The sequence below is a fragment of the Kingella pumchi genome (assembly GCF_022288825.1).
In the GTDB taxonomy this organism is placed as follows: Bacteria; Pseudomonadota; Gammaproteobacteria; order Burkholderiales; family Neisseriaceae; genus Kingella_D; species Kingella_D pumchi.
On sequence record NZ_JAKOOW010000032.1, the window covers coordinates 23,877 to 49,645 of the forward strand.

Below are 25,769 nucleotides of genomic sequence, written 5' to 3' on the forward strand. Positions count from 1 at the left end.
CGTTGTTTTGGTTTAACCAAAAAGCCGTTTCAGGCAGCCTGAAACGGCAGTTCAGCGGCGGTGGCGTTCGGCCAGCGCGCGCATGGCGGCGGCCAGCTCGGGATGGTGCGCCAGCTCGCCGGCAGTGCGCTCGAAGCAGTCCAACGCCTGCTCGCTGATGTGAAAGTCCTTTTCCGGCGCGGCGGCGGCAGGCTGCGGCCGCGCCTTGATGCTCAGCCCGCTGATGCCGGCATCGGCCTGCTGCAAGCCGGCCAGCAGGCTGCCGGCGAGCATTTTCAGCCGCGCCGCCGCCATCGCGCTGTCGGCATAAACCACCAGGCTGCCTTCGCGCACACAAACAGCATGGCAGTGCGCGGCAACATTGGCCGGCAGAAGGCTTTTGAACAGCGCATCGAGCTGCTGCCAATGGCGCGCGGCATGCAGCAGCCCGCGCAGGTGGGCATCGCGGCCGGCGAGTCGGTCAAGATGCATGAAACAAACCCCTACTGAATAAAACAATGCCGGCAAATTATAGCCGATTGCGCGGCAGGCAGCCTGAAAGCGCGCGGCTAACGCAAAACTGCCAAATCTTGATAATCTTTTGCATTTGTTGCAGAATGCCGTGCTGTTTGTTTTTCAGGCTGCTTTGGCCGACCCGCACACACCATGACTTCACCTTTGAAAAAATACCTTGCCGCCGCCCTATTGCTGCTGCCCTTTGCCGCGCCGGCGGCGCAGCCTGAAAGCCATCCCGCCGCCCAAGTGGGCGCGCAGGAATTTATCTTGCGCGACAGTGCCGGCCTAAAGCGCGAATACCGCATCCAAGTGGCGGCGGTGGGCAAAGCGCCGGCAAGCGGCTATCCGGTGCTGTATGTGCTCGACGGCGACGCGCTGTTTCCGATGGTTACCGGCGCCGCACAAAACATGGTGATGCGGGCAGAAGAGAACAATGCCGTGCCGCTCTTGATTGTCGGCGTCGGCTATCCCAACGGCGAACTTTTTGATTTCGCCGCCCGTGCCGAAGACTACACGCCGCCCTCGGCCGATTACGCGCAAAGCGGCGACCGCATGAGCAAGCGCTTTGGCGGCGGCGAGCATTTCCACCGTTTTCTCACCGGCCGGCTGCGCGACGAAATCGCCGCCCGCTATCCGGTAAACCGCAGCCAGCAATGGCTGATGGGGCACTCCTACGGCGGCCTGTTTACGCTCTACAGCCTGCTCGTCCACCCCGGCAGTTTCAACAACTACCTGGCCGCCAGCCCTTCGGTGTGGTGGAACCAGCGCCGCATTCTTGAAAACATCCCGCCCTTTGTCAAAAACGCCGCCAAGCTGAAAAAACAAACCGCCGGCCGCGCGCCGCTGGGGCTGCGCATTACCGTCGGCGAATACGAGCAGACGCTGGTGCCGTGGATGCCGCAGGAAGCCGCGCGCAAAGAGCTTTTGGAAAAACGCGGCATGGTGCGCGACGCCCGCCACATCGCCCAAGAGCTCTCCGCCGTGCCGCCGCAGGTTTTGCACAGCGAATGGAAACTCTATCCGCAGGAAACCCACGCCACCGTGCTGCTGCCGGCGATTAACGACAACCTTAAATGGCTGTTTGCCCGCTGCAAGGCCGATGACACCTGCCGGCCTCAGCCCTGATATTTATTGTTTTTATGGTTTTCAGGCTGCCTGAAACCCAAGCAGCCTGAAAACCGCTCTTCCCCCAACCGCTTTTAACGAAAGGCAAAACCATGAAAAAAACCGCCCTGCTGCTGGCCGCCGCTTTCGGCGCCGCCGCCCTGCCCGCCGCCGCGGCCGATTTCGGCCACGAGCAAACCCTGAGCATCGACGGCAAACCCGCCTATCTGGCCGAAACCTCCGCCCGCGTGCTCGCCAACAAAGACTTCTCCGCCCCCGAGCTGGTGGACGACATCACCGACGGCCTGGGCAAACAAAAAATCCCCGGCTACAAAATCATGGTGATGGGTCGTACCTATTCTGTTACCGCCGAAACCAAACCGCCCAAAGAAGGCCAGACCCAATGGCGCGAAACCGCCTATGTGCACCGCGGCATCAAGCTCTTCATCGGCGTGCCGGTAGTCAAAGGTAAGGCCGACATCGCCCATGCCCGCCTGCTGAACATCGGCGTGGTGGACGATGACGGCGGCTCCGCCCCGCACAGCGCCGAAGACAAAATCCGTCCGGTCGGCAAACAGCTGATGAGCAAAGAAGCCAAAGTCGAAAACCCCGTGCTGCGCATCCGCGAGCTTGAGCTGCCGAACATGAAAAAAGGCGAAGCCAGCGGCGGCGGCGTGAAACTCGAAGCCGAAGCCACCGTCGACGGCAAACACATCCATACCAAGCTCGACAGCACCTTCACCCGCTTTTACACCGCCAAGCCCACCAGCAGCGCGCCCTTCAAGGCCGACGCCCGCTTCGTGAAATAAACCCGCTTGCACCTTTCAGGCTGCCTGTTGCCCGCGCCAAACAGCGCGGATTACAGGCAGCCTGAAAACTCTTTGCCGCGGCGTTTTGCCGTTTCAGACTGCCGCGCCGCATCCGAACCACCACACCATCCCGATTCCGACCATGACCGCCCCCAATCCCAAACGCGCCCGCCACATCCGCGTGCTCAGCCACCAGGATTTGAGCCCCAACCTGCGGCGCATCGTTTTTCACAGCCCCGATTTGGCCGACTACCCCTTTGTCTGCAACGGCGCCCACATCAAACTGCTGCTGCCGCTGCCCGGCCAGGAAGTGCCGGTGCTGCCCGAAGCCACGCCGCAGGGGCCCAAATGGGCAGACAAATCCACCCGCCCCATCGGCCGCACCTACACCCTGCGCGGCTACGACCGCGACGCCTGCACCATCAGCATTGATTTCGTCCTGCACAGCGACGCCGGCCCCGCCGCCGATTTCGCCCGCAACGCCGCCGCCGGCCAAACCCTCGGCGTTTCCGCCCCCGCTGGCCCCTCGCCGATGCTCAAACCCGCCGCCCGCTACCTGTTTGCCGGCGATTTGTCGGCGCTGCCCGCCATCGGCTCGATGATTGAAGACATGCCCGCAACTGCCGCCGGCGACGTGCTGCTGTGGCTGCCCGAAAAGGCCGACCTGCCCGCGCTGCCGCTGCCCGAAGCCGTGCGCCTGCACACCTTTTTCGGCGGCATGGAACAGGCCGCGCCGCTGATCGAACGCTTCCGCAGCCTGCGCCCCGCCGCAGACAGCGACACCTTCGTCTGGATCGCCGGCGAAGCCGGCATGGTGGCCGAACTGCGCCACAGCGCCCGCCGCGACTGGTCGCTGCCCGCCGCCCGCTGCTACGCCGTCCCCTACTGGCACCACGGCGAAAACGAAGAGTCCTACCACAACAAACGCCACGACTTTTTGGACAGCGAAGATTAAACTTTCAGGCTGCCTGCCACCTTGCCGGCAGCCTGAAACGGCAAACACGCAAAGCAGCCTGAAAGCCCGATGTACGACGTCGTTTTCCCCCTTTCGAACACAACAACCGTAGGGTGCGCCCCGCGCACCAAAGCAACCCAACCGGATAGCCGGTGCGCGGTGCGCACCCTACGGAAACGGCAAACATAAAAAGCAGCCTGAAAGCCGTTTTAAGCGGTTTCAGGCTGCTTTTGCCTTACGCTGTCAGCCGCAGGGACGCTCCGCGCACCCAAACAGCAAACCGATGCAAAACGGTGCATGGCATTCGCCCTACCCCGCACGCAAAGCAGCCTGAAAACCATTGCAAACGGCTTTCAGGCTGCTTTTGTTTGGCGGCGGGGCTGGCGCGGCACTTAGTTCTGCCGCTGCAGCAGCCAGCCGGAAACGGTCAGGCTGCGGAAATAGTGTTTGCGCACGGCAAAGCCGTTTTCGCCGGCCAGGCGCTCGAAGTCTTCGGCGCTTAGGGGGTGGATGTCTTCGGCAAAGCGTTGGGCGATTCTCGGCGCGGCTTCGGGCGGCATGCCTTTGGCCAAGGCAAATTGGGTCAGCGCCGGCATTTCGTCGCTTTCCACCACGTCGGTCTGCACCAGCCAGCCTTGCGGTTTCAGCCGCGCGGCGATTTGCGCCAGCAATTCGCCCTTGGCGGCGCGCTCGGGAATAAAGTGCGACACCAGCTGGCAGAGCACGGCGTCGAAAGGCTCGGTGGGCGGCAGCTCGGCGAGAAAGCCCAGATGAAAATGCAGATTGACGATGTGGGCGGTTTTCGCGCGCGCCTGCTCCAGCATCGCTTCCAGCGGCTCGACGCAGGTGAAATGCCAGCTCGGATTCTGGCGGTGCAGCGCCAGCACGTCGGCACCGGTGCCGGCGCCTACCACCAAAATGCGGGCGTCGTCAGGCAGCAGGGTGGCGAGCAGCGCGGCGCTGCTTTGGTGCAGCAGCTCGTGGCCGGGCAGAACGAAACTGATGCGCTGGTCGTATTGTTCGGCGTCTTCGTGGCGGAAATGGGACATGGCAGACTCTTTATGTTTGACGGAAATGCGAATCATACAGCGTTTAACTGTCGCCAAACAGCTGCCCCTGTGCCAGTACTTCGCGCACGGGGGCGAAGGCGGCGCGGTGTTCGGGCAGGGCGCCGTGGCGGCGCAGCGCGGCCAGGTGTTCGGCGGTGCCGTAGCCTTTGTGGCGCTCGAAGCCGTATTCGGGGTGGCGCTGCGCCAGCGCGTACATTTCGGCGTCGCGCGCGGTTTTGGCCAGCACGCTGGCGGCGGAAACCACGGCGATTTTGCCGTCGCCTTTCACCACCGCCTGCGCCGGCACCGCCAAATCCGGCGGCACGCGGTTGCCGTCTATCCACACTTTTTCAGGCTGCCGCCCCAGGCCGGCCACCGCGCGGCGCATGGCGAGCATGGTGGCGTGCAGGATGTTGAGTTCGAGTATTTCCGCCACATTCGCGCTGGCGATGCTCCAGGCCGTTGCCTGCTCTTTGATGGCGGCGGCCAGGCGGTCGCGCTGTTTTTCGCTGAGCTTTTTCGAGTCGGCCAGCCCGGGCAGATCGTAAGCGGCGGGCAGGATAACGGCGGCGGCAAACACGCTGCCGGCCAGCGGGCCACGGCCGGCTTCATCGACGCCGGCATGGCTGGGGGAAACGGCAAAATCGGTTGCGTTCATGGTGCGCTTTCAATGCGGCGGCAGGCCGTCGAAATCGGGATCGTCGTCGGCACAGGGCACAACGTGCCGCTCGTCCGCCCACGCGCCCAAGTCGATCAGGCGGCAGCGTTCGCTGCAAAACGGGCGGTAGCGGCTCTCGGCCGTCCACGCCACCGGACGGCGGCAGGTGGGGCAGGCGACGGTGCGCACGGAAGGGGTTTCGCTCATCGGGGTTCCTTAAAAGCAGCCTGAAAGGCGGCAAAACGGGGTTTTCAGGCTGCCTTTGCCGGCGGCGCGGGCAGCCTGAAAACCATAACAAACGGCGGTTACTGGCTTTTCAGCAGCTTGCGCAGCGCCAGCCGCACGCCTTCGCCGGTTTCGGTGCCGGCGGGCAGGTCTTTGGCGGCGGCGCGGGCTTCGCGCTCGCTGTAGCCCAGCGCCAGCAGCGCGCCGACTACGTCTTCGCTGCCACCTTCGGCTGCCGCGGCCACAGCGGGCAGGCCGTCGCCGCCGGCCAGTTTGCCGCGCAATTCCAACACCATACGCTCGGCGGTTTTCTTGCCGATGCCGGGCGCGGACGACAGCCGTTTCACGTCTTCCTGCGCCACCGCCTGCGCCAGCTCGGCCACGCTCATCGCCGACAGGATGCCGAGCGCGGTTTTGGCGCCGATGCCGCTTACTTTCAGCAGCTGGCGGAAGGCGGCGCGCTCGTCGCGTTCGGCAAAACCGAACAGCAGATGCGCGTCTTCGCGCACAATCAGCTGGGTGTAAAGCTGCACCGTGCTGCCGATAGCGGGCAGGCTGTAAAGGGTTTGCATGGAAACATCGACTTCATAGCCGACGCCGTGGACGTCTATCACGATTTGCGGCGGCTGTTTTTCCAACAGCGTGCCGGAGAGTCTGCTGATCATGGGCGGATGGGGAAAAGTGTGAAAAAAAAACGCGCTGTCTGTCGTTTCAGGCTGCCTGAAGCGGCAGGCGGCGCGGACGGCGGATTATACGGCGTTTTGCCGCCGCCGCAGCTTTCAGGCTGCCCGAATCCGGTAAAAGCAGCCTGAAAGTCCTGTTCGCAGCCGGATAACAGGCAAATAAAAACCCGCACCGTTGCGGTGCGGGCGTTTGCCTTGCAGGCAGCCTGAAAAAGGCTTAAATCACGTTTTGGCGGCTCAGGCGGCTGTGCATTTCGTCGGCTTTGCGCTGCTCGGCGAAGGGGCCGACGCGGACGATGTAGCCGCTTTTGTCTTCCACCAGCGAAGCGGTCTGCTCCAGCTTGGCGGCGCTCAGGCGGCTAGCGGTCAGCTCTTGAAAAGCCTGGGCTTCGGCTTTGTCGGCGAAGGTGCGCAGGCTGACATACAGCTCGTTGCCGCTGCCGTAAACCTTGCCGGTGCTGTCGTCGGGCTGCTGCTGGGCGACGATGGTGGCCGGCGTGTTGTTGCGTTTGGGCGAGGGCACCTGCTCGATGCGCACTTGGGCGGTGCCGCTTTTCAGAAAGCCCAGTTGGGAGGCGGCGGCTTTGGAAAGGTCGATGGCGCGGTTGCCGTGGAAGGGGCCGCGGTCGTTGATGCGCACAATCACGCTTTTGCCGTTGGCCAAATTGGTGACTCTGGCGTAGCTGGGAATCGGCAGGGTGGGATGGGCGGCGGTCAGCTGGTTCATGTTGAAACGCTCGCCGCTGGAAGTTTTCCTGCCGTGGAAACCGGGGCCGTACCACGAGGCACGGCCGGTTTGGACGAAATTCTTGACGTGGGCTTGGGGATAGTAGCGCCGGCCGGCCACTTTGTAGCTCAAATTGGCGGTGGGATGCAGTTTTTCCGCGTTTTGCGGCGCTTTGTAAACGGTGCGGGCGGCGGCCTTTTTGGCGCTGCCTTGCGGGGCTTGGGTTTTGGAGGCGCAGGAACTCAGGCTGCCCAAAGCCATCATAACGGTGAGGGTGGTGAAAAAAGTATTTTTAAGTTGGGTCAAAACGAAGTCCAGTTCTTGAGTTGGAGGGGTGGGTGGCGCGGCCGGTTTCAGGCTGCCTGCGGGAACTCCCGCTAGACGGAACCGGCGTAGCCGAGTTGCCGCCACGCTTCGAAAACGGTAACGGCAACGGTGTTCGACAGATTCATGCTGCGGTTCTCGGGCATCATCGGCAGGCGGATTTTCTGCTCCGCCGCCAGCGTGTCGAGAATTTCGGCCGGCAGCCCGCGGCTTTCCGAACCGAAGACAAAAACGTCGCCGGCCTGAAAAGCCGTGCGATCCGGCCGGCTCTGCCCTTTGGTGGTCAGCGCGAAAATGCGGCGGCCGCAAAGGGCGGCCAGGCAGTCGGCAAAACTTTCGTGCACCGCCAGCTCGGCAAATTCGCGGTAATCGAGCCCGGCGCGGCGCATCTTGGCGCTGTCGAGCGGAAAACCGAGCGGCTTCACCAAATGCAGCCTGCAGCCGGTATTGGCGCACAGGCGGATGATGTTGCCGGTATTTTGCGGAATTTCGGGCTGGTAGAGGACGACGTCGAACATAAATCTGAAAAAACAAACGATAGTTTTTATTGTTATGATTTATAAAGTGTTTTGCACTTTTCCTAACAAAAAAACCAGCGAACTATGCCGCAAAGCGTGCCCGCACGTCAAATATTTTTTGCCAAATTACCCTATTGATTTCGCGCCAGAATCCACACGAAAACCGCCGCAGCCCCCGCGCGGCGCAGGCTGCGCCCGAGTTCTGCCACGCTCGCGCCGGTGGTCATCACATCGTCGATCAGCAACACTTTTTTTCCCGCCAACTCCGACGGGGCAGCCTGAAAAATACCGCGCACATTGCGGCGGCGCTCGTCGCGCGGCAGCGTGCTCTGCGGCGGCCGGTGGCGGCGCGATACCGCATCCTGCGCCGCCACCAGCAGCCTGAAACGGCCGCCGAGCGCCGCTGCCAGCTCGCCGCTTTGGTTGAAGCCGCGAAACAGCCGCCGCTCGCGGCTCAAGGGCATCGCCAGCAGCGTATCGATGCCGGCTTCATTCAGCCACGGCGGCGGGTTGCCGGCCATCAGCGCCGCCAGCGGCCGCAGCATCGCGCTGTCGCCCAGATGCTTCCACTGGTGCACCATCTGCACCAGCGGCGCACGGTAGGCCAGCGACGCCCACAGCCCTTCGTGCGGCGGCAGCTGTTTCTGGCAGGCACCGCACACCGCGCCCGCCGCGCTGGGCAGGGCGCACAGCGGGCATACTGAGACCGCATCGGAATAAAGCCGCCGCAAGTCGTCCGCGCAGCCCGCGCACAGACCGTCCAAGCCCGCTTTGGGTGGCGAGGCAGCCTGAAAGGCGTGGCATAATAGGCAGCGCTTTGGAAACAGGAAAGACAACATGAACGCTTCCCCCTTGCTGATGATTCACGGATGGGGCGCCAACGGCCGGATTTTCGACCTGCTGCGCCCGCACTTTACGCGGCGCGAAACCGCCGCCCCCCACCTGCCCGGCCACGGCGACGCGCCGCTGGAGGGTGCGTTTTCGGTTGAAGCTGCCGCCGACGCGCTGGCGCAGTCGCTGGATGCGCCGGCGCATATTCTCGGCTGGTCGCTCGGCGGGCTGACGGCGCTGCATCTGGCCGCCCGCCACCCGCACAAAGTCCGCAGCCTGACGCTGTGCGCGTCGTTTGCCAAGCTGCACGCCGCGCCCGACTATCCCGAGGGCGTGCACAAAACCATGTTCGAGCGCATGGTGGCGCTGTTTGGCGAAGACTATCCGAAATACATGCGCCAGTTTCTTGAATTGCAGCTGTTGAACGTCGCCGACGCGCGGCCGATGATCGACGCCGTGCTGCCCGATGTTGTCCGCCACGGCGCGCCCGCGGCGCTGCAGCAGGCGCTGGACGCGGTCAATCAGGCCGACGCGCGGCCGCTGCTGGCGGATATCCGCAAGCCGGTGCTGCTGGTTTACGGCAACAAAGACGCCATCACCCCGCCGCGGATGGGCGAATATCTGGCCGCCAAACTGCCTGCCGCGCGGCTGGAAGTGTTCGACAAAGCCGCCCACGCGCCGTTTCTCAGCCATCCCGAGCGCTTTTCGGCGCTGGTGGAAGGCTTTGTTTCCGGCGTTGAGAGCGGCGCGGCGCTGGCAAACGGCGCGGCGGTTTGAAACCTGTTTAACCGACACCCAAGCCGGCAAGATATTTTCAGGCTGCTTTAACGTTTGTTCAAACGATTAAGGCAGCCTGAAAGCCGTTTGGTGCTTTTCAGGCTGCCTTTTGGGGCGTCAGCTTTCCCAGTTTACGCCGGTGATGTCGCCGGCGGCGGTGCAGGACACGGCGAGAATCTGGTCGCTGCGCTCGGGGTCGATCATATAGTCGAGCACCAGCGCATCGCCTTCGCCGAAGGGGTCTTGGTGCCACAGGGCGATGCCGTACAGCGTCATGGCATCGGCAAAGACGGCAGGCTCGGCGGGCAGCGCGTCGCCGCCGTCCATTTCTTCGCGGTGCAGGCTAATGTATTCGCCATCGTCTTGCAGATACCGCACCAGCGCGGCGCGGGCGCGGCGGTCGAGTTCGGCCAGGTTTTGCAGGCGCTCGGCAAACTGGTCGAGCTCGGCGGCATCGGCTTCAGCGCCCTGCCGCGCCCAGATTTGAATTTCGACGCTGCGGCCGGCAACATCGGCTTCGCTCTCCCACAGCACATCGACATCGTCTTCAATGGCGTCGCTATCGAGCAGGCCGAAATAGGGGTGGTTGAATGCGGGCATATTTTGCTCCTTAAGGTGGGTAGAGAATGGGAATGGGAAAAAGCAGCCTGAAAGCCGTTTTCAGGCTGCCTGAACGGAATTTAGGTGCGGCGGCGGCGCCTTTCGGCGGCATCCAGCAGCAGGAAAACGGCGGCGGCCAGCAGCATCAGCACCAGCGTCAGCACCAGCGCCTGCGCGCGGTTTTCGGCACCGGGGCGGCTGAGATATTGGTAAATCAGGGTGGTGAGCGTTGTCCATTCGGGGCGCGACAAAAACAGCGTGGCGGCAAATTCGCCGATGCCGGTGGCGGCCGCCAGCGTCAGGCCGCGGCGCAGGGCGGGCAGCAGCAGCGGCAGGGTAACGCGGCTGGCAGCCTGAAAAGGCGTGGCGCCGTACACGCGGGCGGCGTCGGTATAGGCCTGCGGCAGCGCGTCCCAGGCGGCGAGCACGTCTTTGGTCACGAAAGGATAGGCCAGCAGGGCATAAAGCGCGATCAGCATCGGCAATTCGGCCGCCCAGTCGTTATACAGCAGCAGCACGCCGAAAGACAGGCACACCGGCGACACCATAAACGGCAGAAAGGTCAGCGCGCGCACCCAGGCGAGCCGGCGTGCCAGCGCGGCATGCGCCACGCCGAGCACGGCAGACAGGGCGACGGCGGCGGCGGTAAAGCGCAGGGTATTGGCGGCGGCGGCCAGCGTTTCTTTTTCCAGCAGCACACGCCAGCCGTCGGCGCCGGCCAGGGCAGCCTGAAAAGCCACCGCCGCCAGCGGCAGGGCGCAGCAGAGCGCCAGCAGCAGCAAAGACGCCCATTGCAGCAGGTGCTGGCCGATGCCGCGGGCGCTTTCAGGCTGCCACGGGCGGACGCGGTTTTCGCTGCTGCAGCGGCTGGCCAGCGCATAGCCGCCGCCGGCCAGCGCGCTGACGGCCAGCACCGGCCACACCAGCACGGCGGCGTGTTCCATATCGAGCTGGTAGGCGATAAGCTGGTAGATTTCGACTTCGATGGTGGCGTAGTCCTGCCCGCCCAAAAGCAGCGCCAGCCCGAAGCCGGAAAAGCAGTAGAGAAACACCATGCAGGCGCCGCCGGCCAGCCAGGGCAGCAGCACCGGCCGCTCGACGAGCCAAAACTGCCGCCAGGCGCCGGCGCCCAGCGTTTGCGCGGCATACAGGCGGTTGGCCGGCACCTGCAGCAGCCCCTGATAGGCCGCCCGCACCATCACCGGCAGGTTGAAAAAAACATTGCCGTAAAGCAGCAGCCACGGCGTGTCTTCCCAGCCCGGCCACAGCGCGCCGTGGCTGCCGAACAGCGCCAGCACGCCGATGCCGGCCACCAGCGTCGGCGTAACGAAGGGCAGCATCAGCAGCCGCAGCACCAGCGCGCGGCCGCGAAACTTGAGCCGCGCCAGCACCCAGGCGGCGGGGATGCCGATAATCATCGTCAGCGGCACGGTGGCCGCCGCCTGCAGCAGCGTCCACAGCAGGCGGCGGCGGTAATAGGCATCGCCCGCCACTTCGCGCCACAGCGGCACACCTTCCTGATACGAGAGCAGCGAATACAGCGGCGCCGCCACCATCAGCGCCAAAAAGCCCGCAGGCAGCAGGGTGAGCGCAAAGGTGGCGGCGGCAGAACGCAGCTTGGGCGGCATGGCAGTCTTTCGGATGGGGGCGACAGCGGCCGATTGTAGCCGTTTTCGCCGCGGCGGGCAGCCTGAAAACGCTGCGCCGTCCAAGCAGCCTGAAAAACGGCAAACAGGCAGCCTGAAAACCTTTAAACCAGATTTTCAGGCTGCCTGCCGCTTTGCGTATAAGCCGTGATATTAGGCGCCAAACACCTTAAAGCGTCCATCCAGCGGCGCAAAGGTTTTGTCGCTTGCCGGCGCGGCGATACCGCCGAACACCAGCTGCGCGCGCAGCATCCACGAAGCGGGGATGCCCCATTCGCGGGCAACGGCGGCATCAATCAGCGGATTGTAGTGCTGCAGATTGGCGCCGATACCGGCGGCAGCCAGCGTCGTCCACACCGCATACTGGTGCATGGCGTCGGCGTGTTCCGCCCATACGGGGAAGTTGTCGGCATAAAGCGGGAATTTTTCCTGCAAGCCTTTTACCACGTCCTGGTCTTCAAAAAACAGCACCGAACCAGCAGCGGCTTTAAACATCGCCAGCTTCTGCGCCGTCGGCTCGAAAGACTCGGCGGGCACGACGGCGCGCAGCGCGTCTTCGGCAAACTGCCACAGTTTTTCGTGTTCCGCACCAAACAACACCACCGCGCGGGTGGACTGCGAATTGAAAGACGAGGGCGTGTGGCGCACCGCGTGCTCGACAATCGCCGCCACTTCGCCCGCAGGCAGCGGCAGGTTTTTATTCAGGGCGTACACCGAGCGGCGCGCTTCGGCCGCCTGTTGCAGGGCTTGGTAAGACATATCGGACTCCTTATTGGGAACGGGATTTGCACAAAAGATTGTCCAGCGACCACGCACCGCCGCCCGCTGCGGCAAAATAGAGAAACAGGAAGCTGAACAGCGCGGCCGACTCGCCGCCGTTGGCAATCGGGAACAGCGCGTTGCCCTGCGAAGCGTGCGCCATAAAATAGGCCACCGCCATCTGGCCGGACAGAATAAAGGCAACGGGACGGGTCAGCAAGCCCAAAAGCAAGAGCAAGCCGCCGCCCACTTCCAAAATCGCCGCCGCCAGATAAATGCCCAACGGCGAGCCGCCGCCCATCGAAACGGGGAAAGAGAAAAACTTGGCCGTGCCGTGCAGCATAAACATATAGGCCGAAGCAATGCGCAGCAGGGAAAGCACGGCGGGGGCGAAACGGTTCAAAGCGTTCATGGGGACTTCCTTTCAAATAACAACAATTATCACAAAGCAGGCATTATAGATAAAGCCCCGCCGCAGATATATACTCGCGGCATTGACGCAACCTTTCCCGACAGGAAACGAAAGACACACATGGACACCCTGTTCAGCCTGCGCGTATTTCGCGAAGTCATCCGCTGCGGCAGCTTCACCCGCGCCGCCGACAAGCTCGGCATCTCCACCGCCATGGCCAGCAAGCACGTTTCCCATCTGGAAAAGCAGGTCTGCGCCAAACTGCTGCAACGCAACAGCCGCAACCTGCACCTCACCGAAGCCGGCGAACAATACCACCGCTGCTGCGTCCAAGCCCTCGAAACGCTCGACACCGCCGCCGAACGCGCCGCCGGCGGCGCGGACACCCCGCAGGGCCGTCTCAAAATCACCATGCCCATGTGGTTCTCCAACCCCGTGTTCAGCGGCTGGCTGGCCGAATACCGCCGCCGCCACCCGCAGGTTTCCCTCGACCTGATACTCGACAACCGCAAGGCCGACCTGATCGCCGAAGGCATCGACCTCGCCCTGCGCGTCAGCACCGACGATCTCCCGCCCAGCCTGATTGTGCGCCCGCTCTCCGACATCCGCTTCTACCTCGCTGCCGCGCCCGACTACCTCGCTGCACACGGCACCCCCGCCACCCCGCAGCAGGCCGCGCGGCTCGACTTCGTTCTGCCCAGCTATGTGGACATGGATAGCGTGCGCATCACGCGCGGCGGCGACAGCTTCACCCTCGCCCCCGCCGCCCCCGTACGCGCCGACAACACCCTGATGGTGCACCAGATGGTGCTTGCCGGCTGCGGCATCGGCTACCTGCCCGAATGGACGGTGCGCCGCGACTTTGAAAGCGGCCGCCTCGTGCGCATCCTGTCCGACTGGCACATCCTCACCGCCACCCTCTACGCCGCCTACCCCAACCGCACCTTCCTCAGCGCCAAAGTGCGCAGCTTCATCGATTTCCTGTGCGAAAAAACCGGCGCCGCCGCGCAAAGGGCAAAAGCAGCCTGAAAACGCCATTTGCGGCTTTCAGGCTGCTTTGGGATAGTCAAACGGCGGCAATTTCAAGGCAGCCTGAAAGCAGGTTTGCCGACGCGGCAAAACCAATGCGGGCAGCCTTTTCAGGCTGCCCGCAGTCTAAGGCGCATACGGTTCGCCGGCGTATAGGCTGAATACGGTTTTGCCGCCGCTCTCATCGGCCGGATCAAACTGCGGCGGCGGCAGGCCGAGTTTGGCGGCTTCGGCGGTGTAGAAGTCCCTACGGCTGGGATGCGGGGTTTCGACCAGATTGCGGATGCGCCGGCCGTTGGGGTTTAAGGCAGCCTGAAAAAAGGCGTCCACCGCCGCATCGCGGTGCAGCATATTGGCCGGCCGGTTACCGCCGGCAATCGCGCCGCCGCGTGCGAGCAGGCGCTCGAGCGGGTGGCGCTCGGCGGCATACAGTCCGCCCAGGCGCAGAATGTCCACCGCCGCCACGCCGCTGCCCAGGCAGGCTTGTTCGGCGGCGGCGATCTGGCGGGCGGACTCGGTTTGCGGATTCAGGCTGCTGTTTTCGTCGCAGCGGCGCGCTTCGTCGCCATACACGCTGATGCTGGATGCAAACAGCAGATGGCGCACGCCGTGCCGGTCGGCGCAGTCGGCCAGATGCGCCACCGCGTCGGCATAGCCGGCCAGCTGCGAAGGCGGCAGCAGCAGTATCCACGTTGGGAAATCCGCCCATTCAGGCTGCCACGGCCGCGCCGACAAATCGGTGAAATCGACGGCCAGCGGCAGATTGACGTCGTCCGAAGCGCAGCGGCGCTTGACCGCGCGCACGGGGATGCCGCTCAGATAAAAGCGTTCGGCCAGCGGCCGGCCGACAAAGCCGAAGCCGAAAAGCAGCACGCCGGCGGGTGGAGAAGGCGGATTCATGGTTGGCAATACTCTGGGCAATAAAGGGAGAAAGGCAGCCTGAAAGCGGCTTGGGCAAGGTGCCTGCCGGCGCGGGAATGGGATGCGGGGAACTTTCAGGCTGCTTTTGAGTCATTTGCAAAGGCAGCCTGAAAACCGAAAACCGGCTTTCAGGCTGCTTTGTGGCGGCGGGGTTTAGTCGAAAACGTCTTTGACCTTGTCCCAAAAACTTTTTTCGCGCGGGCGCTGGTTGTGACCGCTGCCGGTGGCGATGCGCTCGAATTCTTCGAGCAGCTCTTTTTGGCGGTCGGTCAGATTAACCGGTGTTTCAACAACGATGTGGCAGTACAGGTCGCCAATATGGTTGCCGCGCACCGATTTGACGCCTTTGCCTTTCACCCGCAGGCGTTTGCCGCCCTGGGTGCCGGCGGGCACGTTGAGTTTGACTTTGCCGGTGAGCGTGGGCACTTCCACTTCGCCGCCGAGCGCGGCCACGGTGAAGCTGATCGGCAGTTCGCAGTGCAGGTCGGTGGGGTTTTCGGGATCGCGGTGGAAGACTTTGTGCGGCCGCACACGCACGTGGACGTACAAATCGCCGGCGGGCGCGCCGTGGCTGCCGGGTTCGCCTTCGCCGGTCAGGCGGATGCGCTGGCCGTCGTCGATGCCGGCGGGAATGCTGATGTCGATGGTTTTGCTGCTTTTCACCACGCCGTCGCCACGGCACTGCAGGCAGGGGTCTTTGATTTCCTTGCCCGAGCCGTGGCAGGTCGGACAGGTTTGCTGCATTTGGAAAATCGCCTGGCGCACGTGGACGGTGCCCGAGCCGTGGCAGGTGCGGCAGGTGGTGGCGCTGGTGCCGGGTTTGGCGCCGGTACCGTGGCAGACGCCGCATTCTTCGTGGCTGGGCACGGTAATCTGTTTTTTCAGGCCGGCAGCGGCTTCTTCCAGCGAAATTTCGATGCCGTACTGCAAGTCTTCGCCCTGATAGCTGGGCTGGCGACCGCCACCGCCGCCGAACATCTGGCTGAAGATGTCGCTGAAGTCAAAACCCTGCGCGCCGCCGAAACCGCCAAAGCCTTCAAAACCGCCCTGGCCGCCGCCGGCTTCAAAGGCGCTGTGGCCGAACTGGTCGTAGGCGGATTTTTTCTGCGGGTCGGACAAAACATCGTAGGCTTTTTGGATTTCTTTGAATTTTTCTTCGGCCGCCGCGTCGCCGGGATTGCGGTCGGGATGGTATTTCATCGCCAGCTTGCGGTAGGCTTTTTTGATTTCGTCGGCGCCGGCGGAGCGGGAAACGCCGAGCGCTTCGTAATAGTCTTGTTGGCTCATGGTGTGTTTAAAATTGGGTTAAATAACAGATGGGCGCCGATATTGGGGCGGCGCAGGCAAAGTCAAGGCAGCCTGAAAGGCTTTTTCAGGCTGCCTTGATGGCGGCGGGTGCCTTATTCGCGAAACTCTTTGGGCAGCACGAAAACAATGCTCTCTTCGGTGCCCTGCCCCTGCTTCAAATCGCTCACACCCCATGATTTCAGGGTGTCGATCACTTCCTGCACCAGCACTTCGGGGGCGGACGCGCCGGCGGTTACGCCGACGCTTTTTTTGCCGTCGAACCATTCGCGCTGCAGATAGCTGGCGTTATCGACCATATAGGCTTCAACGCCGCGCAGCGCCGCCACTTCGCGCAGGCGGTTGGAATTGGACGAATTGGGCGAGCCGACCACAATCACGATGTCGCATTCGTCGGCCAGAGCTTTCACCGCTTCCTGGCGGTTGGTGGTGGCGTAGCAGATGTCTTCTTTGTGCGGGCTTTTGATGGCGGGGAAACGCTCGCGCAGGGCGGCGATGATGTCGCGGGTTTCGTCCACCGACAGCGTGGTCTGGCTGACATGGGCAAGTTTGTCGGGATTGCGTACTTCGAGTTTGGCCACATCGGCCACGGTTTCCACCAGCAAAATCGCGCCTTCGGGCAGCTGCCCCATCGTGCCTTCCACTTCGGGATGACCGGCGTGGCCAATCATAATCACCTGATAGCCCTGCTCATCGAGCCGCGCCACTTCTTTGTGCACTTTGGTAACCAGCGGGCAGGTGGCGTCAAACACGCGGAAACCGCGCTCGGCCGCTTCGTCCTGCACGGCTTTGGAAACGCCGTGGGCGGAATAAATCAGCGTTGCCCCCGGCGGCACATCTTTGAGCTCTTCGATAAAGATGGCACCTTTGGCACGCAGGCCGTCCACCACGAATTTGTTGTGCACCACTTCATGGCGCACATAAATCGGCGCGCCGAATTTTTCCAGCGCTTTTTCGACTATGCTGATGGCCCGGTCCACGCCGGCGCAAAAGCCGCGCGGGTTAGCCAGAATAATGGTTTTGTTGCCCATGTCTGCAATCCGTATCTGAGCCTTTTCAGGCTGCCTGCCCTTTGTTTTTTCGCCCCTGCGCAAAACTCTCCAACACCAGCAAAAACGCGCCGACGCAGATAAAGCTGTCGGCCACGTTAAACGCGGGGTAATAGTGGTTCTGCCAGTAAAACAGCAGAAAATCGACTACCTGGCCGTGCAGGAAGCGGTCGATTACATTACCCATCGCGCCGCCGATAATCATCGCCGCCGCCCAGTTGCCCAAGCGGCCGAAGCCGCCTTTGACCACGTTCCAGCCCAGCCAGATGCTGATGGCAAAGGCCAGCACCACGAAAATATAGCGCTGCGCCCCGCCCATATTGGCGAGAAAGCTAAACGCCGCGCCGGGATTGTAAACCAGCGTCAGATCAAAAAAGCCGTCGATCACATTCAGCCGCTCGTACAGCGCAAAACGCTCCAGCACCGCGAATTTGCTGATTTGGTCGGCGGCAACCACCGCCAGCGACAGCAGCCAATAAGGTAGGGTTTTCATGCTTTCAGGCAGCCTTCGGTTCCGTTCAAAGGGCGTGATTGTACTATAAAGATTCCCGTTGCAATTCCCGCCGCCGCGGCCGCCCCCTTGAAAGCCGTCCGCCACCGCCCCATCTGCGCTGCCTATCCGGCGGCCATCCTGCGGTTTTGCTTGCCAAAAGACACCGAAATCAGGATAATGCGCCGCTTCTTGAAGCATAGGCACATTCCCTATGCCCGCAACCCTAAAGGAAACCCCATGAAACAAAACATCCACCCGAACTACCACGAAGTGAACGTAAGCTGCTCCTGCGGCAACAAATTCACTACCCAATCCACCATGGAAAAAGAGGACTTCAACATCGAAGTCTGCTCCCAATGCCATCCTTTTTACACCGGCAAACAGAAAATCGTCGATACCGCCGGCCGCGTGGACAAATTCAACCAGAAATACGGCAATATGTTCAAACGCAACGTATAAAGCAGCAAACGCCCAAAACCGCCCGCAGCTTCGGCCGCCGGCGGTTTTCTCTTGCCGCAGCCTGAAAGCCGCGCAGCCCGAAAACCGGGAATCCGGTTTTCAGGCTGCTTTTTGTTTTGGATTGTCCGGTCGGCAGCTTTCAGGCTGCCTGAACCGGCTTAAACGGCGCGCTCGGCAAACAGCGGCACGCCGCTTTTTTTACTCATGTTTTCAACATAGGCGGCGGTTTTGGCCGGCAGTTGCAGGCCGCGCACCATGGTCAGGTTGCGCAGCAGCGGGAAAACCAGAATGTCTTCCATGCCGATGCGGCTGCCGACGGATTCGGGAGAATGGATCAAACCGTCGATTTGTGCCAAATCGGCGGCAATACCGGCGAGCAGCTGCGGGGTGTCGGCCAGATGCCGGTCAAAGTCGCCGATAACGGCGGTTTTTTTCTCGCGGAAATAGGCGATGGCGGCTTCGTTGGGAAATTCGGGCAGACCCAGTTGGATGTCGCGTGGCCACACCAGCGGCAGCACGGCTTTGAGCATGCGGTCGAACCAGGCTTGGACTTCGGGGCGTACGCTGTCGTCGAGTTTGCCGCCGGCCTGTTCGTTGAAATAGCGCACGATGTCCAGGCTTTCACCCATAAAGCTGCCATCGGGCTTTTGCAGGATGGGCAGCACTTTAACGCCGGTCATGCTGATCGGCGTGGCTTCGTCGTCATTGGGCAGGTACAGGGTTTCGACTTCGCTGCCGAGCAGACCGGCGGCCATGCGGGCGCGGACGCAGAAAGGACAGTGGTCGTAAACATAGAGTTTCATGCTTTCTCCTTTTGGGGATGGAACGGCTAGGGCGTGTTGACATTCAACTTTTGAAACGGATTTTCAGGCTGCCTATCTGCCGTCGAATACGCTGAGGATGTGACCCCGGTCTTTGAGACGGACAGACTCGAGAACATACTCCAGCTGCTTGCGGTTGCGCGGACTTAAGGGCTGTTTTTGCAACTGCTGCAGTATTTTTCCGGCTTGGGCGAAGTCGCCGCTGATGCGGTACATATTGGCCAGCGCGTAGCGGGTGTTGTTCAGCTCGATGGGGTCGTGGGTTTCGCGCAACGCCTGTTTGAGATAGCGGAAGGCTTTGGCGTAAAGACGCTGTTTTTCGGTACGGCTGAGATCTGCGGCGCCGTTGGCGGCTTCAAAATACAAATAGCCGACCCGGCTGGCGCTGTATTCGCCGGAAAGTTCGGCAAAGGCGGCCAGATAGTATTCGTCGCCGGCATTTTTGGGCAGGCTGCGGTAGGCTTGGCTGTTGACGATTCGGCGGTAGCGCGCCAGCTCCTGCGGGGTGAATTTGCCGTAGCGGTCGGTTTTGAAGACGAGTTTGTTGCCCGGGCAGATTTGGTAGGGAACGTCGTCGTACATCTGCGCCCAAAATTTTTCGCCGCCGACGGGGCATTCGATTTCCGTACCCGCGCGGGGGCTGAGGGCGGCGGCGCTGCTGCTGAGGGCGGCAAGCAGCAGGGGGATGAGTAGTCTTTTCATCGGGTGTTTTCTCTTAATCGGAGGCAGCCTGAAAACGGCTTTCAGGCTGCCTGAAACGAACATTGCCGCGTAATCAGTATTCGCGTACTACGGCGCTTTGCTGAAGCTGGCCGACAAACTGCTGCAGCGCCTGCTGGCGGGCTTCGCCGGCCAGCTTGCTGCGCACCGCCTGATATTGGGCTTTGGCCGGATCGCTTTCGGTGCGGCTGCCGACCAGCTGGATAATCTGCCAGCTTTTGCCGGCGGCAATCGGCGGCGACATCTGGCCGGGCTGCAAACTGTGCAGCACGGCTTCGACGCGCTCGGGCAGCATGCCGTCGCTCACGCCTTCAATCAGGCCGCCGTTGGCGGCGCTGCTGTCTTGCGAGTAGCGGCGGGCGACGGCGGCAAAGTCGCTGCCTTTGGCCAGCGCCTGGGCAATCTGCGCCGCCCGCTGGCCGACGCCATCCATCTGCGCTTCGCTCTCGGCGTTGAGCAGGATGCGGCGCACGGTGTAAACGGTGTAGGGCTGGGCGGCGGGCAGCGGCTGACCGGCGGCGCGGGCTTGGTCGATGTATTGGCGGATTTGGCCGTCGGTAACGCGCACGCTGCTGCCGATGTCGTAGAACATGCGCTCGATCAGCATGTCTTTGGCGGTTTCCAGGCGGTACTGGCTGCGGCTCCAGCCGGCGGCGGCGGCGCGCTGGTACAGGGTATCGACGGTAATTTTCTGCTCTTGCGCGCGGCGGGAAAGTTCGGCGTCTATCGCGGCGCCGGGCACTTTCAAGCCCTGCTGGCGGGCGGCGTCGGCCAAGAGCGTTCGTTCGACGAGCCGGCTTTTGGCGGCTTGGCTTAATTGTTCGTCGGGAATGTCTTTGTTGGCGGGATTGGCACGCAATTCTTTGACCATGCGGGCGATGTCGCCGTAGGTGATGATGCTGGAATTGACTTCGACGGCAATGCTATTGAGCGGGCGGATGGCGTCGCCGGCGGCAAAGGCAGCCTGAAAGGCGGCGGCCAGCATCAGGGCGGCGACGGTGCGGACGGGTGCGTTCATTTGCGGTTTACCTCGTTGGTTTTGCTGTAGCCCGGAATGGCGAGCCGCAGCTGTTCGTAAGGGTCTTTGCCCAGGCTGCTCAGGTCTTTGAGCTGCAGGGTGACGAAAAAGGCGTTTTTGCGGCTGTTGAGCCCGTTTACATAGCGCTGGCCGACCACGCTCACGCTCCAGCAGCCGCAGGCGCTTTTGTATTCCAGCCCGGCCATCTGCTCGAGCGGAGTGTGCGGCGACAGGCTGTAGTTGAAGCGGCCGATGGCGTAAAGCCGCTCGTTTATCGGCCATTGGGCGGCGAAGTCGATGTGTTTGAGCTTGCCGTAAAAGCCGGTGTAGATTTCTTCGCGGGCGCCGTATTTGAAGCGGGCGCTGATGACTTTGCCCGGCTCGGGATTGTAGCTGGCGCCGATGTCGAAACGCTGGGTGGCTTTGGCCGATTCGTTGTAGTGCCAGGAAAGGTCGGCGTGCCAGTTGTCGCCGATGCGGCCGCCGGCAAAGGCGGCGATGTCGCTGCGCCAGCGGCGGCCGTGCTCGATGCTGCCGTCCAGCAGCACGTTGTCGTCGCGGAAATAGTATTTGCGGCCGATGCCGGCGCGAAAGCGCTCGGCGCCGGTGGCGGCGTCGATCAAACGGCTCTGCAGGCCGACCGACAGGCTGTTGCTGGCATTGATGCGGTCTTGGCCGGAATAGCTGTTTTCACGAAACAGCTGGGCATAGCTGAAGCCGTTGAGCGAAGTATCGAAATTGGGCAGATCGTTTTGCGATTTGGAGGGGATGTAGTTGTAAAACGCGCGCGGTTCTAAAGTTTGCAGATAGCTTTTGCCAAACAGCGTGGTTTTGCGCTCGAAAGCCAGGCCGGCATCAACATTGGTCAGCGGCAGCACGCGAGAGAGCGTGCGGCTCTCGTAGCCGTCTTTGCCCTTGAGCCAGTAGCGGGTGGCGTGGACGCCTATTTTCGGCCGCACATAACCCCACGGGCGGCTGAAATCCCATTGCCACGAAGGATAAATCACCAGCCGGCTGCCGCTTTGCAGCTCGCTGTGCTCGAAGCGGGTGAACTGGGTGTCGATATTAAACTGCCCGAGCCCGAAATTTTTCTGCCAGGCGGCCGAGAAGCGCGGCAGGATGGCATAGGGCCGCTGCTTGCGCCCCTGCGCGTCGCTCAAGGTTTGGTATCTCTGCACCGACAGGCGCATCTGCACCGGCTGGCCGAACAGGTCGCGCCGGTAGTCCAGCCAGGCGCTGCGGTTAAGGTGGACGTTTTCGGCGATTTCGTTGCGGCCGTAAAAGTCGCGGTAATAGTCATCGTCGGACACCTGGCGGTAGTCGATGCCGCCGGAAAGGTCGGTATTGAAGCGGTGCAGATGGGCGAATTCGGCTTCGTAACGGTGGCGGTGCGGGCTGCGACGATCGTGCGGCAGGTATTTGGCTTTCAGGCTGCCTGAATATTTGTCCTGCAGATAGCGGAACTCGCCGCCGAGCGTGGCGCCGCGCGCAGTGATGATGCCCGGGGCGAGTGTGGCATCGTAATTGGGCGCGAGATTGAAGTAATAGGGCAGCTCGAGCTCGGTGCCGTCGGAGCCGATTTTAATGGTCGGCACCAGCAGGCCGCTTTTGCGGTTGCCGTTGAGCGGGAAGTCCGCCCACGGCGTGTAAAGCACCGGTACGCCGCCGAATACCAACCGCGCGTGGCGGGCGGTGCCGATGCCACTTTCGCGGTCGGCTTTCAGTTCGGCAGCCTGAATGTACCACGAGCGGTCGCCCGGATTGCAGGTGTTGAACTTCACGCCGCGCATCGCGTAATGGTTTTTGTCGCGCATTTCCATTTCGGCGCTGACGCCCTGCAGGCGGCGGCTTTCGTGTTCGACGGCAAACTGCGCATCCGCCGTACGGCCGCTTTCACGCGACAAATCGTAATGAAGCTCCTTGCCGCGCACGGTCTGGCCGTCGCCGCGGGTCAGGGTGAAGCTGTCGCCGGCGCGCACGACATCGGCCTGCTGGTCGTAATCGACCCAATCGGCGTTCAGGGTCTGGTCGTTGCGCTCGATGATGACATCGCCTTCCGCCCGCGCGCGCACATTGGTCTGGCCGGCGATGCGATCGGCGCTGATGCGGGTGGCGTTTTCCGGCAAAACCGCGCCGCCGCTGCCTTTGGCCGGCGGCAAATCGTCGCCGGACTGCGCGCCGGCACGGCAGCTCAAATCCGAACGGCTCCAGCCGTCCGCCGCCGTTGCGGTGCCCTCGGCAGCGGCCGCCGTTGAGAAAACGGCGCCCAAAGCCAGAACCAGTGGTGTGTGTGCGGATAAACGCGGCAAAATCATACCCCGTATGCGGTTTTACATTAAAATGGCGGCCATTTTAACCGAAAATCCGATTATGCAACGAGAGACCCAGCTAAAAAGTTGGCTGCAGCAGCAGTTTCCCGGCCAGGAATTCGCCCTCGAATTCGCCGCCGCCGACGCCGATTTCCGCCGTTATTTCCGCGCCCGTTTTGCCGACGGGCGAAGCATTGTCTGCATGGACGCCCCGCCCGACAAAATGGACACCGAACCCTATGTGCGCGTGCGCGAAATCTTCTCCATGCTCAATGTGCCGCAGATTCTCGCGCGCGACGAAAAACAAGGCTTTATCGCGCTCAACGACCTGGGCAAAGTGCAGTATCTCGCCGCCATGCAGCACGATACGCAGCCTGAAACCCACAAAGCCCTGCTGCTCAAAGCGCTGGACGAGTTAATCATCCTGCAAAAAGCCTCCCGCCCCGGCGTGCTGCCCGAATACAGCCGCGACATCCTGCTGCGCGAAGCCAATCTCTTTCCCGACTGGTTCGCCGCCAAAGAGCTGGGCAAACCCTTCAACTTCAAACAGCGCCAGCTTTGGCAGCAGGGTTTGGACGCGCTGCTGCCCGAAATCGAAGCGCAGTCCAAAGTCTTCGTCCACCGCGACTTTATCGTGCGCAACATCATGCTCACCGGCGGCCGCCCCGGCATTCTCGACTTCCAAGACGCCCTCTACGGCCCGATCAGCTACGATCTCGTTTCCCTGCTGCGCGACGCCTTTATCGAATGGGAAGAAGAATTCACCCTCGACCTCGTTATCCGCTACTGGGAAAAAGCCCGCGCCGCCGGCCTGCCCGTGCCCGCCGAGTTCGACACCTTCTACCGCTGGTACGAATTCATGGGCGTGCAGCGCCATCTCAAAGTAGCCGGCATCTTCGCCCGCCTGTGGTGGCGCGACGGCAAAGACAAATACCGCCCCGAGATTCCGCGTTTTCTCAACTATCTGCGCCGCACCACCCGCCGCTACCCCGCCCTCGCCCCGCTCTACGCCCTGCTGCTCGAGCTGGTGGGCGACGACGAACTGGAAACCGGCTACACCTTTTAACTTCAGCTTTCAGGCTGCCGCCACACCCCAAGCAGCCTGAAAACCGTTTTTCACTTTCAGGCAGCCTGAAAGCCGGATTGGGCTTTTCAGGCTGCTTTCAAACCCGACACCGCCGCCATGAACGCCATTTTCTGCAGCCTGAAAAAACTGCCCGCCCGCCTGGTGCTGGCGGCGATTGCCGTTTACCAGCGCCGCATCTCGCCGCACAAAGGCTACGGCTGCGCCTACCGGCTGAAGCACGGCGGCAGCGGCTGCTCCGGCGTCGGCCGGCGGCTGATCCGCCGCTACGGCCTGCTCAAAGGCTGGCGGGTGCTGCAAAAGCGCTTTGAACGCTGTCGGGCGGAAAACCTGCGCCGCCGCGCCGGCGGTATGGCCTACCACCAGCGCGGCGACTGCGTTCCCGATATTGCCGACTGCGCGCCGGATGTCCTGCATCTGCCCGAAACCTGCGGCGACAGCGCCGCCTTCAAATCCCGCTTCTGCCGCAGCGCCGACTGCGCCTTGGAGTTTTGCAACTGCTTCGATATTTTCGACTTCGGCCGCTCCAAACGCAAAAAACGCCGCCAGACAGCCCCCAAACGAAAGGCAGTAAAACAAAAAGCAGCCTGAAACTTTTTCAGGCTGCTTTTTTGCGTGCCGACGGGCGTTTCAGGCTGCCTACCAACCCCGGCCGCGTTTGAGTTTCAGATAGTGGTTGATCAGCTGGCTGCTCAGTTCTTTGGGCAGCACGTTGATGGCGAGGATGCCGGCAAACTGGAATTTCTGCATGATTTCGGCGCTTTGTTTTTCGTAATGCAGGGCGCCGAGATAGCGGTGAGCGTCGTCTTCGCTGTTTACGGCATCCTGCCGCGCGCTGTCCACGGCGTGCGGACGCAGGGCGGCGAACAGCACCATGTGGTGCTTGCGCAGGCGCTGGACGTGCTGCAGCAGGCGTTGGTCGTCTTCGTGGTCGATGTGGGAGAGCACGACGACTAGGGCGCGGCGTTTCTGCTTTTGCAGCAGCAGATTGACGGCGCTTTCAAAGTCGGCGGCCTGCTGCGAGGGTTCGATGTCGAACACGCCCTGCACCAGCCGGCCGAGCTGCTCGATGCCTTTGTGCGGCGGCACGAAGCGGCTTTCGGGGTGGGCGAAGGTGAGCAGGCCGGAGGCATCGCCGTGCTTGAGCGCGGTGTAAGAGAGCAGCAGCATCGCCTGCAGGGCGTGGTCGAAATGGCTTTTGTCGCCCATCTGCAGGCGCATGTTGCGGCCGCAGTCGAGCAGGAAAAAGAGCTGCTGGTCTTGTTCGTCCTGATAGGTGCGGACGATGGGGCGGCTCATGCGCGAGGTGGCTTTCCAGTCGATATTGCGGATGTCGTCGCCGTCTTGGTAGTCGCGCAGCTGGTGGAAGTCCTGGCCGAGGCCGAGGCGGGGCAGTTTTTTCACGCCGACCAGATTGAGCCAGCGCTGCAGGCCGATCAAATCGGCGCCGAGAATGCGGCTGAAATCGGGCAGCACGTCGATTTGCGCGGGCAATTCGGCGCGGTGGCGGCGCTGCCAAAGTCCGAAGGGGCTGGGCAGCCAGTATTCGATGTGGGAAAAGTAGGCGCGGCCGCGGTGGCGCGGACTGGCCTGGTAGCGGGCGATGCTGATGCGCCCGGGCAGGGTATCGACGTGCAGCAGCGGCGGGCTGCATTCCCAGTCGGCCGGAGCGTGGTCGGCCAGCATCAGCTGCTGCGGCTGGCGCCACAAGCCCTGGTTTGGCGGACTGACGGTGATTTCGACGGTATGCGCCCGCCCTTGGGCAAACTGGTGCGGCAGGTGGCGCTCGAATTGGGGCTCGGGCGGATGGTGTCTGGAAAAGGCGTCAAACAGCGCGGCCAGCGCCACCAATACCGCGCCGCCGGCACCGGCCTGCTTCGCCAACAGTCCGTCGCTGCCCTGCCCCAGTTTTTGCAGCAGCAGCCCGAAGGCGGCTATCGCAACGCAGGCTGCCATTACGGCAATCAGCCGTCTGGTCGGTCTCATGGC

29 protein-coding genes are annotated in these 25,769 nt (G+C 62.5%); 8 read left to right on the top strand and 21 right to left on the bottom strand.

The window, feature by feature from the left end; genetic code table 11:
• Positions 1-51 precede the first annotated feature (51 nt).
• Complete coding sequence (locus MB824_RS08630; protein WP_238748070.1) at positions 52-471, bottom strand: DciA family protein; 420 nt, start codon at positions 469-471, stop codon at positions 52-54.
• A 174-nt stretch (positions 472-645) separates the two neighbouring features.
• Between MB824_RS08630 and MB824_RS08635 the strand changes: the two genes are divergently transcribed.
• The 3 genes from MB824_RS08635 (at position 646) to MB824_RS08645 (ending at position 3,363) form a co-directional block, all read left to right on the top strand.
• Positions 646-1,620, top strand: a complete 975-nt coding sequence (locus MB824_RS08635) for an alpha/beta hydrolase (RefSeq protein WP_238748071.1) — start codon at positions 646-648, stop codon at positions 1,618-1,620.
• Positions 1,621-1,712: 92 nt separating this feature from the next.
• Complete coding sequence (locus MB824_RS08640) at positions 1,713-2,408, top strand: hypothetical protein (RefSeq protein WP_238748072.1); 696 nt, start codon at positions 1,713-1,715, stop codon at positions 2,406-2,408.
• A gap of 85 nt (positions 2,409-2,493) precedes the next feature.
• Entirely contained in the window at positions 2,494-3,363 is an 870-nt protein-coding gene (locus MB824_RS08645) for a siderophore-interacting protein (protein ID WP_238748073.1), read from the top strand.
• A 392-nt stretch (positions 3,364-3,755) separates the two neighbouring features.
• Here MB824_RS08645 and MB824_RS08650 read toward each other — a convergent pair whose 3' ends face one another.
• The 7 genes from MB824_RS08650 to MB824_RS08680 form a co-directional block, all read right to left on the bottom strand.
• Positions 3,756-4,412 carry a class I SAM-dependent methyltransferase gene (locus tag MB824_RS08650; protein ID WP_238748074.1) on the bottom strand — a complete coding sequence of 219 codons (657 nt, stop codon included), beginning with the start codon at positions 4,410-4,412 and terminating at the stop codon, positions 3,756-3,758.
• A 43-nt stretch (positions 4,413-4,455) separates the two neighbouring features.
• A complete protein-coding gene (gene rnhB, locus MB824_RS08655) occupies positions 4,456-5,070 on the bottom strand; it encodes a ribonuclease HII (protein WP_238748075.1) in 615 nt (204 codons plus the stop codon).
• A gap of 9 nt (positions 5,071-5,079) precedes the next feature.
• Positions 5,080-5,277: a DNA gyrase inhibitor YacG gene (gene yacG / locus MB824_RS08660; protein WP_238748076.1), complete on the bottom strand. Its 198-nt coding sequence runs from the start codon at positions 5,275-5,277 to the stop codon at positions 5,080-5,082.
• A gap of 98 nt (positions 5,278-5,375) precedes the next feature.
• Entirely contained in the window at positions 5,376-5,960 is a 585-nt protein-coding gene (gene ruvA, locus MB824_RS08665; protein ID WP_238748077.1) for a Holliday junction branch migration protein RuvA, read from the bottom strand.
• A gap of 235 nt (positions 5,961-6,195) precedes the next feature.
• Positions 6,196-7,011, bottom strand: a complete 816-nt coding sequence (locus MB824_RS08670) for a septal ring lytic transglycosylase RlpA family protein (RefSeq protein ID WP_238748079.1) — start codon at positions 7,009-7,011, stop codon at positions 6,196-6,198.
• A 71-nt stretch (positions 7,012-7,082) separates the two neighbouring features.
• The gene (gene trmL / locus MB824_RS08675) at positions 7,083-7,547 is read right to left on the bottom strand and encodes a tRNA (uridine(34)/cytosine(34)/5-carboxymethylaminomethyluridine(34)-2'-O)-methyltransferase TrmL (protein WP_238748080.1); all 465 of its coding nucleotides are present in this window, start codon (positions 7,545-7,547) and stop codon (positions 7,083-7,085) included.
• Positions 7,548-7,678: 131 nt separating this feature from the next.
• On the bottom strand, positions 7,679-8,386 hold the full coding sequence (locus MB824_RS08680) for a ComF family protein (protein ID WP_238748081.1): 708 nt from the start codon (positions 8,384-8,386) through the stop codon (positions 7,679-7,681).
• Here MB824_RS08680 and bioH point away from each other — a divergent pair.
• Positions 8,385-9,155 (top strand): pimeloyl-ACP methyl ester esterase BioH, encoded by a 771-nt coding sequence (gene bioH, locus MB824_RS08685; protein ID WP_238748082.1) that lies wholly within the window; start codon positions 8,385-8,387, stop codon positions 9,153-9,155. The two genes, MB824_RS08680 and bioH, sit on opposite strands and share 2 nt — an antisense overlap.
• Before the next feature lie 117 nt (positions 9,156-9,272).
• Here the strand turns inward: bioH and MB824_RS08690 are convergent, their stop codons facing one another.
• From MB824_RS08690 to MB824_RS08705, 4 genes are all read right to left on the bottom strand, one after another.
• Entirely contained in the window at positions 9,273-9,755 is a 483-nt protein-coding gene (locus MB824_RS08690) for a DUF2004 domain-containing protein (RefSeq protein ID WP_238748083.1), read from the bottom strand.
• Positions 9,756-9,835: 80 nt separating this feature from the next.
• Positions 9,836-11,383, bottom strand: coding sequence for an ABC transporter permease (locus tag MB824_RS08695; RefSeq protein WP_238748084.1), 1,548 nt, complete (start codon positions 11,381-11,383; stop codon positions 9,836-9,838).
• Positions 11,384-11,554: 171 nt separating this feature from the next.
• Entirely contained in the window at positions 11,555-12,160 is a 606-nt protein-coding gene (locus MB824_RS08700) for a nitroreductase family protein (protein WP_238748085.1), read from the bottom strand.
• Positions 12,161-12,170: 10 nt separating this feature from the next.
• Positions 12,171-12,572: a DoxX family protein gene (locus tag MB824_RS08705; RefSeq protein ID WP_238748086.1), complete on the bottom strand. Its 402-nt coding sequence runs from the start codon at positions 12,570-12,572 to the stop codon at positions 12,171-12,173.
• 120 nt (positions 12,573-12,692) lie between these two features.
• Here MB824_RS08705 and MB824_RS08710 point away from each other — a divergent pair, with 120 nt between their 5' ends.
• The gene (locus tag MB824_RS08710) at positions 12,693-13,601 is read left to right on the top strand and encodes a LysR family transcriptional regulator (protein ID WP_238748087.1); all 909 of its coding nucleotides are present in this window, start codon (positions 12,693-12,695) and stop codon (positions 13,599-13,601) included.
• 126 nt (positions 13,602-13,727) lie between these two features.
• Here the strand turns inward: MB824_RS08710 and MB824_RS08715 are convergent, their stop codons facing one another.
• From MB824_RS08715 to lspA, 4 genes are all read right to left on the bottom strand, one after another.
• Positions 13,728-14,501, bottom strand: coding sequence for an NAD-dependent epimerase/dehydratase family protein (locus tag MB824_RS08715; protein ID WP_238748088.1), 774 nt, complete (start codon positions 14,499-14,501; stop codon positions 13,728-13,730).
• A gap of 174 nt (positions 14,502-14,675) precedes the next feature.
• Positions 14,676-15,809: a molecular chaperone DnaJ gene (gene dnaJ, locus MB824_RS08720; protein WP_238748089.1), complete on the bottom strand. Its 1,134-nt coding sequence runs from the start codon at positions 15,807-15,809 to the stop codon at positions 14,676-14,678.
• A gap of 113 nt (positions 15,810-15,922) precedes the next feature.
• Entirely contained in the window at positions 15,923-16,858 is a 936-nt protein-coding gene (gene ispH / locus MB824_RS08725) for a 4-hydroxy-3-methylbut-2-enyl diphosphate reductase (protein ID WP_238748090.1), read from the bottom strand.
• A 25-nt stretch (positions 16,859-16,883) separates the two neighbouring features.
• Complete coding sequence (gene lspA, locus MB824_RS08730) at positions 16,884-17,369, bottom strand: signal peptidase II (protein WP_238748091.1); 486 nt, start codon at positions 17,367-17,369, stop codon at positions 16,884-16,886.
• A 237-nt stretch (positions 17,370-17,606) separates the two neighbouring features.
• On the opposite strand from lspA, the gene rpmE reads away from it, so the two are divergent.
• Entirely contained in the window at positions 17,607-17,828 is a 222-nt protein-coding gene (rpmE, locus tag MB824_RS08735; protein WP_238748092.1) for a 50S ribosomal protein L31, read from the top strand.
• A 158-nt stretch (positions 17,829-17,986) separates the two neighbouring features.
• On the opposite strand, the gene grxB is transcribed toward rpmE, so the two are convergent.
• From grxB to MB824_RS08755, 4 genes are all read right to left on the bottom strand, one after another.
• The gene (grxB, locus tag MB824_RS08740; RefSeq protein ID WP_238748093.1) at positions 17,987-18,631 is read right to left on the bottom strand and encodes a glutaredoxin 2; all 645 of its coding nucleotides are present in this window, start codon (positions 18,629-18,631) and stop codon (positions 17,987-17,989) included.
• Between the two features lie 72 nt (positions 18,632-18,703).
• On the bottom strand, positions 18,704-19,351 hold the full coding sequence (locus MB824_RS08745) for a hypothetical protein (protein WP_238748094.1): 648 nt from the start codon (positions 19,349-19,351) through the stop codon (positions 18,704-18,706).
• A 73-nt stretch (positions 19,352-19,424) separates the two neighbouring features.
• Positions 19,425-20,387: a peptidylprolyl isomerase gene (locus tag MB824_RS08750; protein ID WP_238748096.1), complete on the bottom strand. Its 963-nt coding sequence runs from the start codon at positions 20,385-20,387 to the stop codon at positions 19,425-19,427.
• Positions 20,384-22,702 carry an LPS-assembly protein LptD gene (locus MB824_RS08755; RefSeq protein WP_238748097.1) on the bottom strand — a complete coding sequence of 773 codons (2,319 nt, stop codon included), beginning with the start codon at positions 22,700-22,702 and terminating at the stop codon, positions 20,384-20,386. Before MB824_RS08755 ends, MB824_RS08750 begins: the two co-directional genes overlap by 4 nt.
• 55 nt (positions 22,703-22,757) lie before the next feature.
• Between MB824_RS08755 and amgK the strand changes: the two genes are divergently transcribed.
• Entirely contained in the window at positions 22,758-23,762 is a 1,005-nt protein-coding gene (gene amgK / locus MB824_RS08760) for an N-acetylmuramate/N-acetylglucosamine kinase AmgK (protein WP_238748098.1), read from the top strand.
• A gap of 117 nt (positions 23,763-23,879) precedes the next feature.
• Complete coding sequence (gene yidD, locus MB824_RS08765) at positions 23,880-24,371, top strand: membrane protein insertion efficiency factor YidD (protein WP_238748099.1); 492 nt, start codon at positions 23,880-23,882, stop codon at positions 24,369-24,371.
• 48 nt (positions 24,372-24,419) lie between these two features.
• Here the strand turns inward: yidD and MB824_RS08770 are convergent, their stop codons facing one another.
• Complete coding sequence (locus MB824_RS08770) at positions 24,420-25,766, bottom strand: DUF58 domain-containing protein (protein ID WP_238748100.1); 1,347 nt, start codon at positions 25,764-25,766, stop codon at positions 24,420-24,422.
• Positions 25,767-25,769 lie beyond the last annotated feature (3 nt).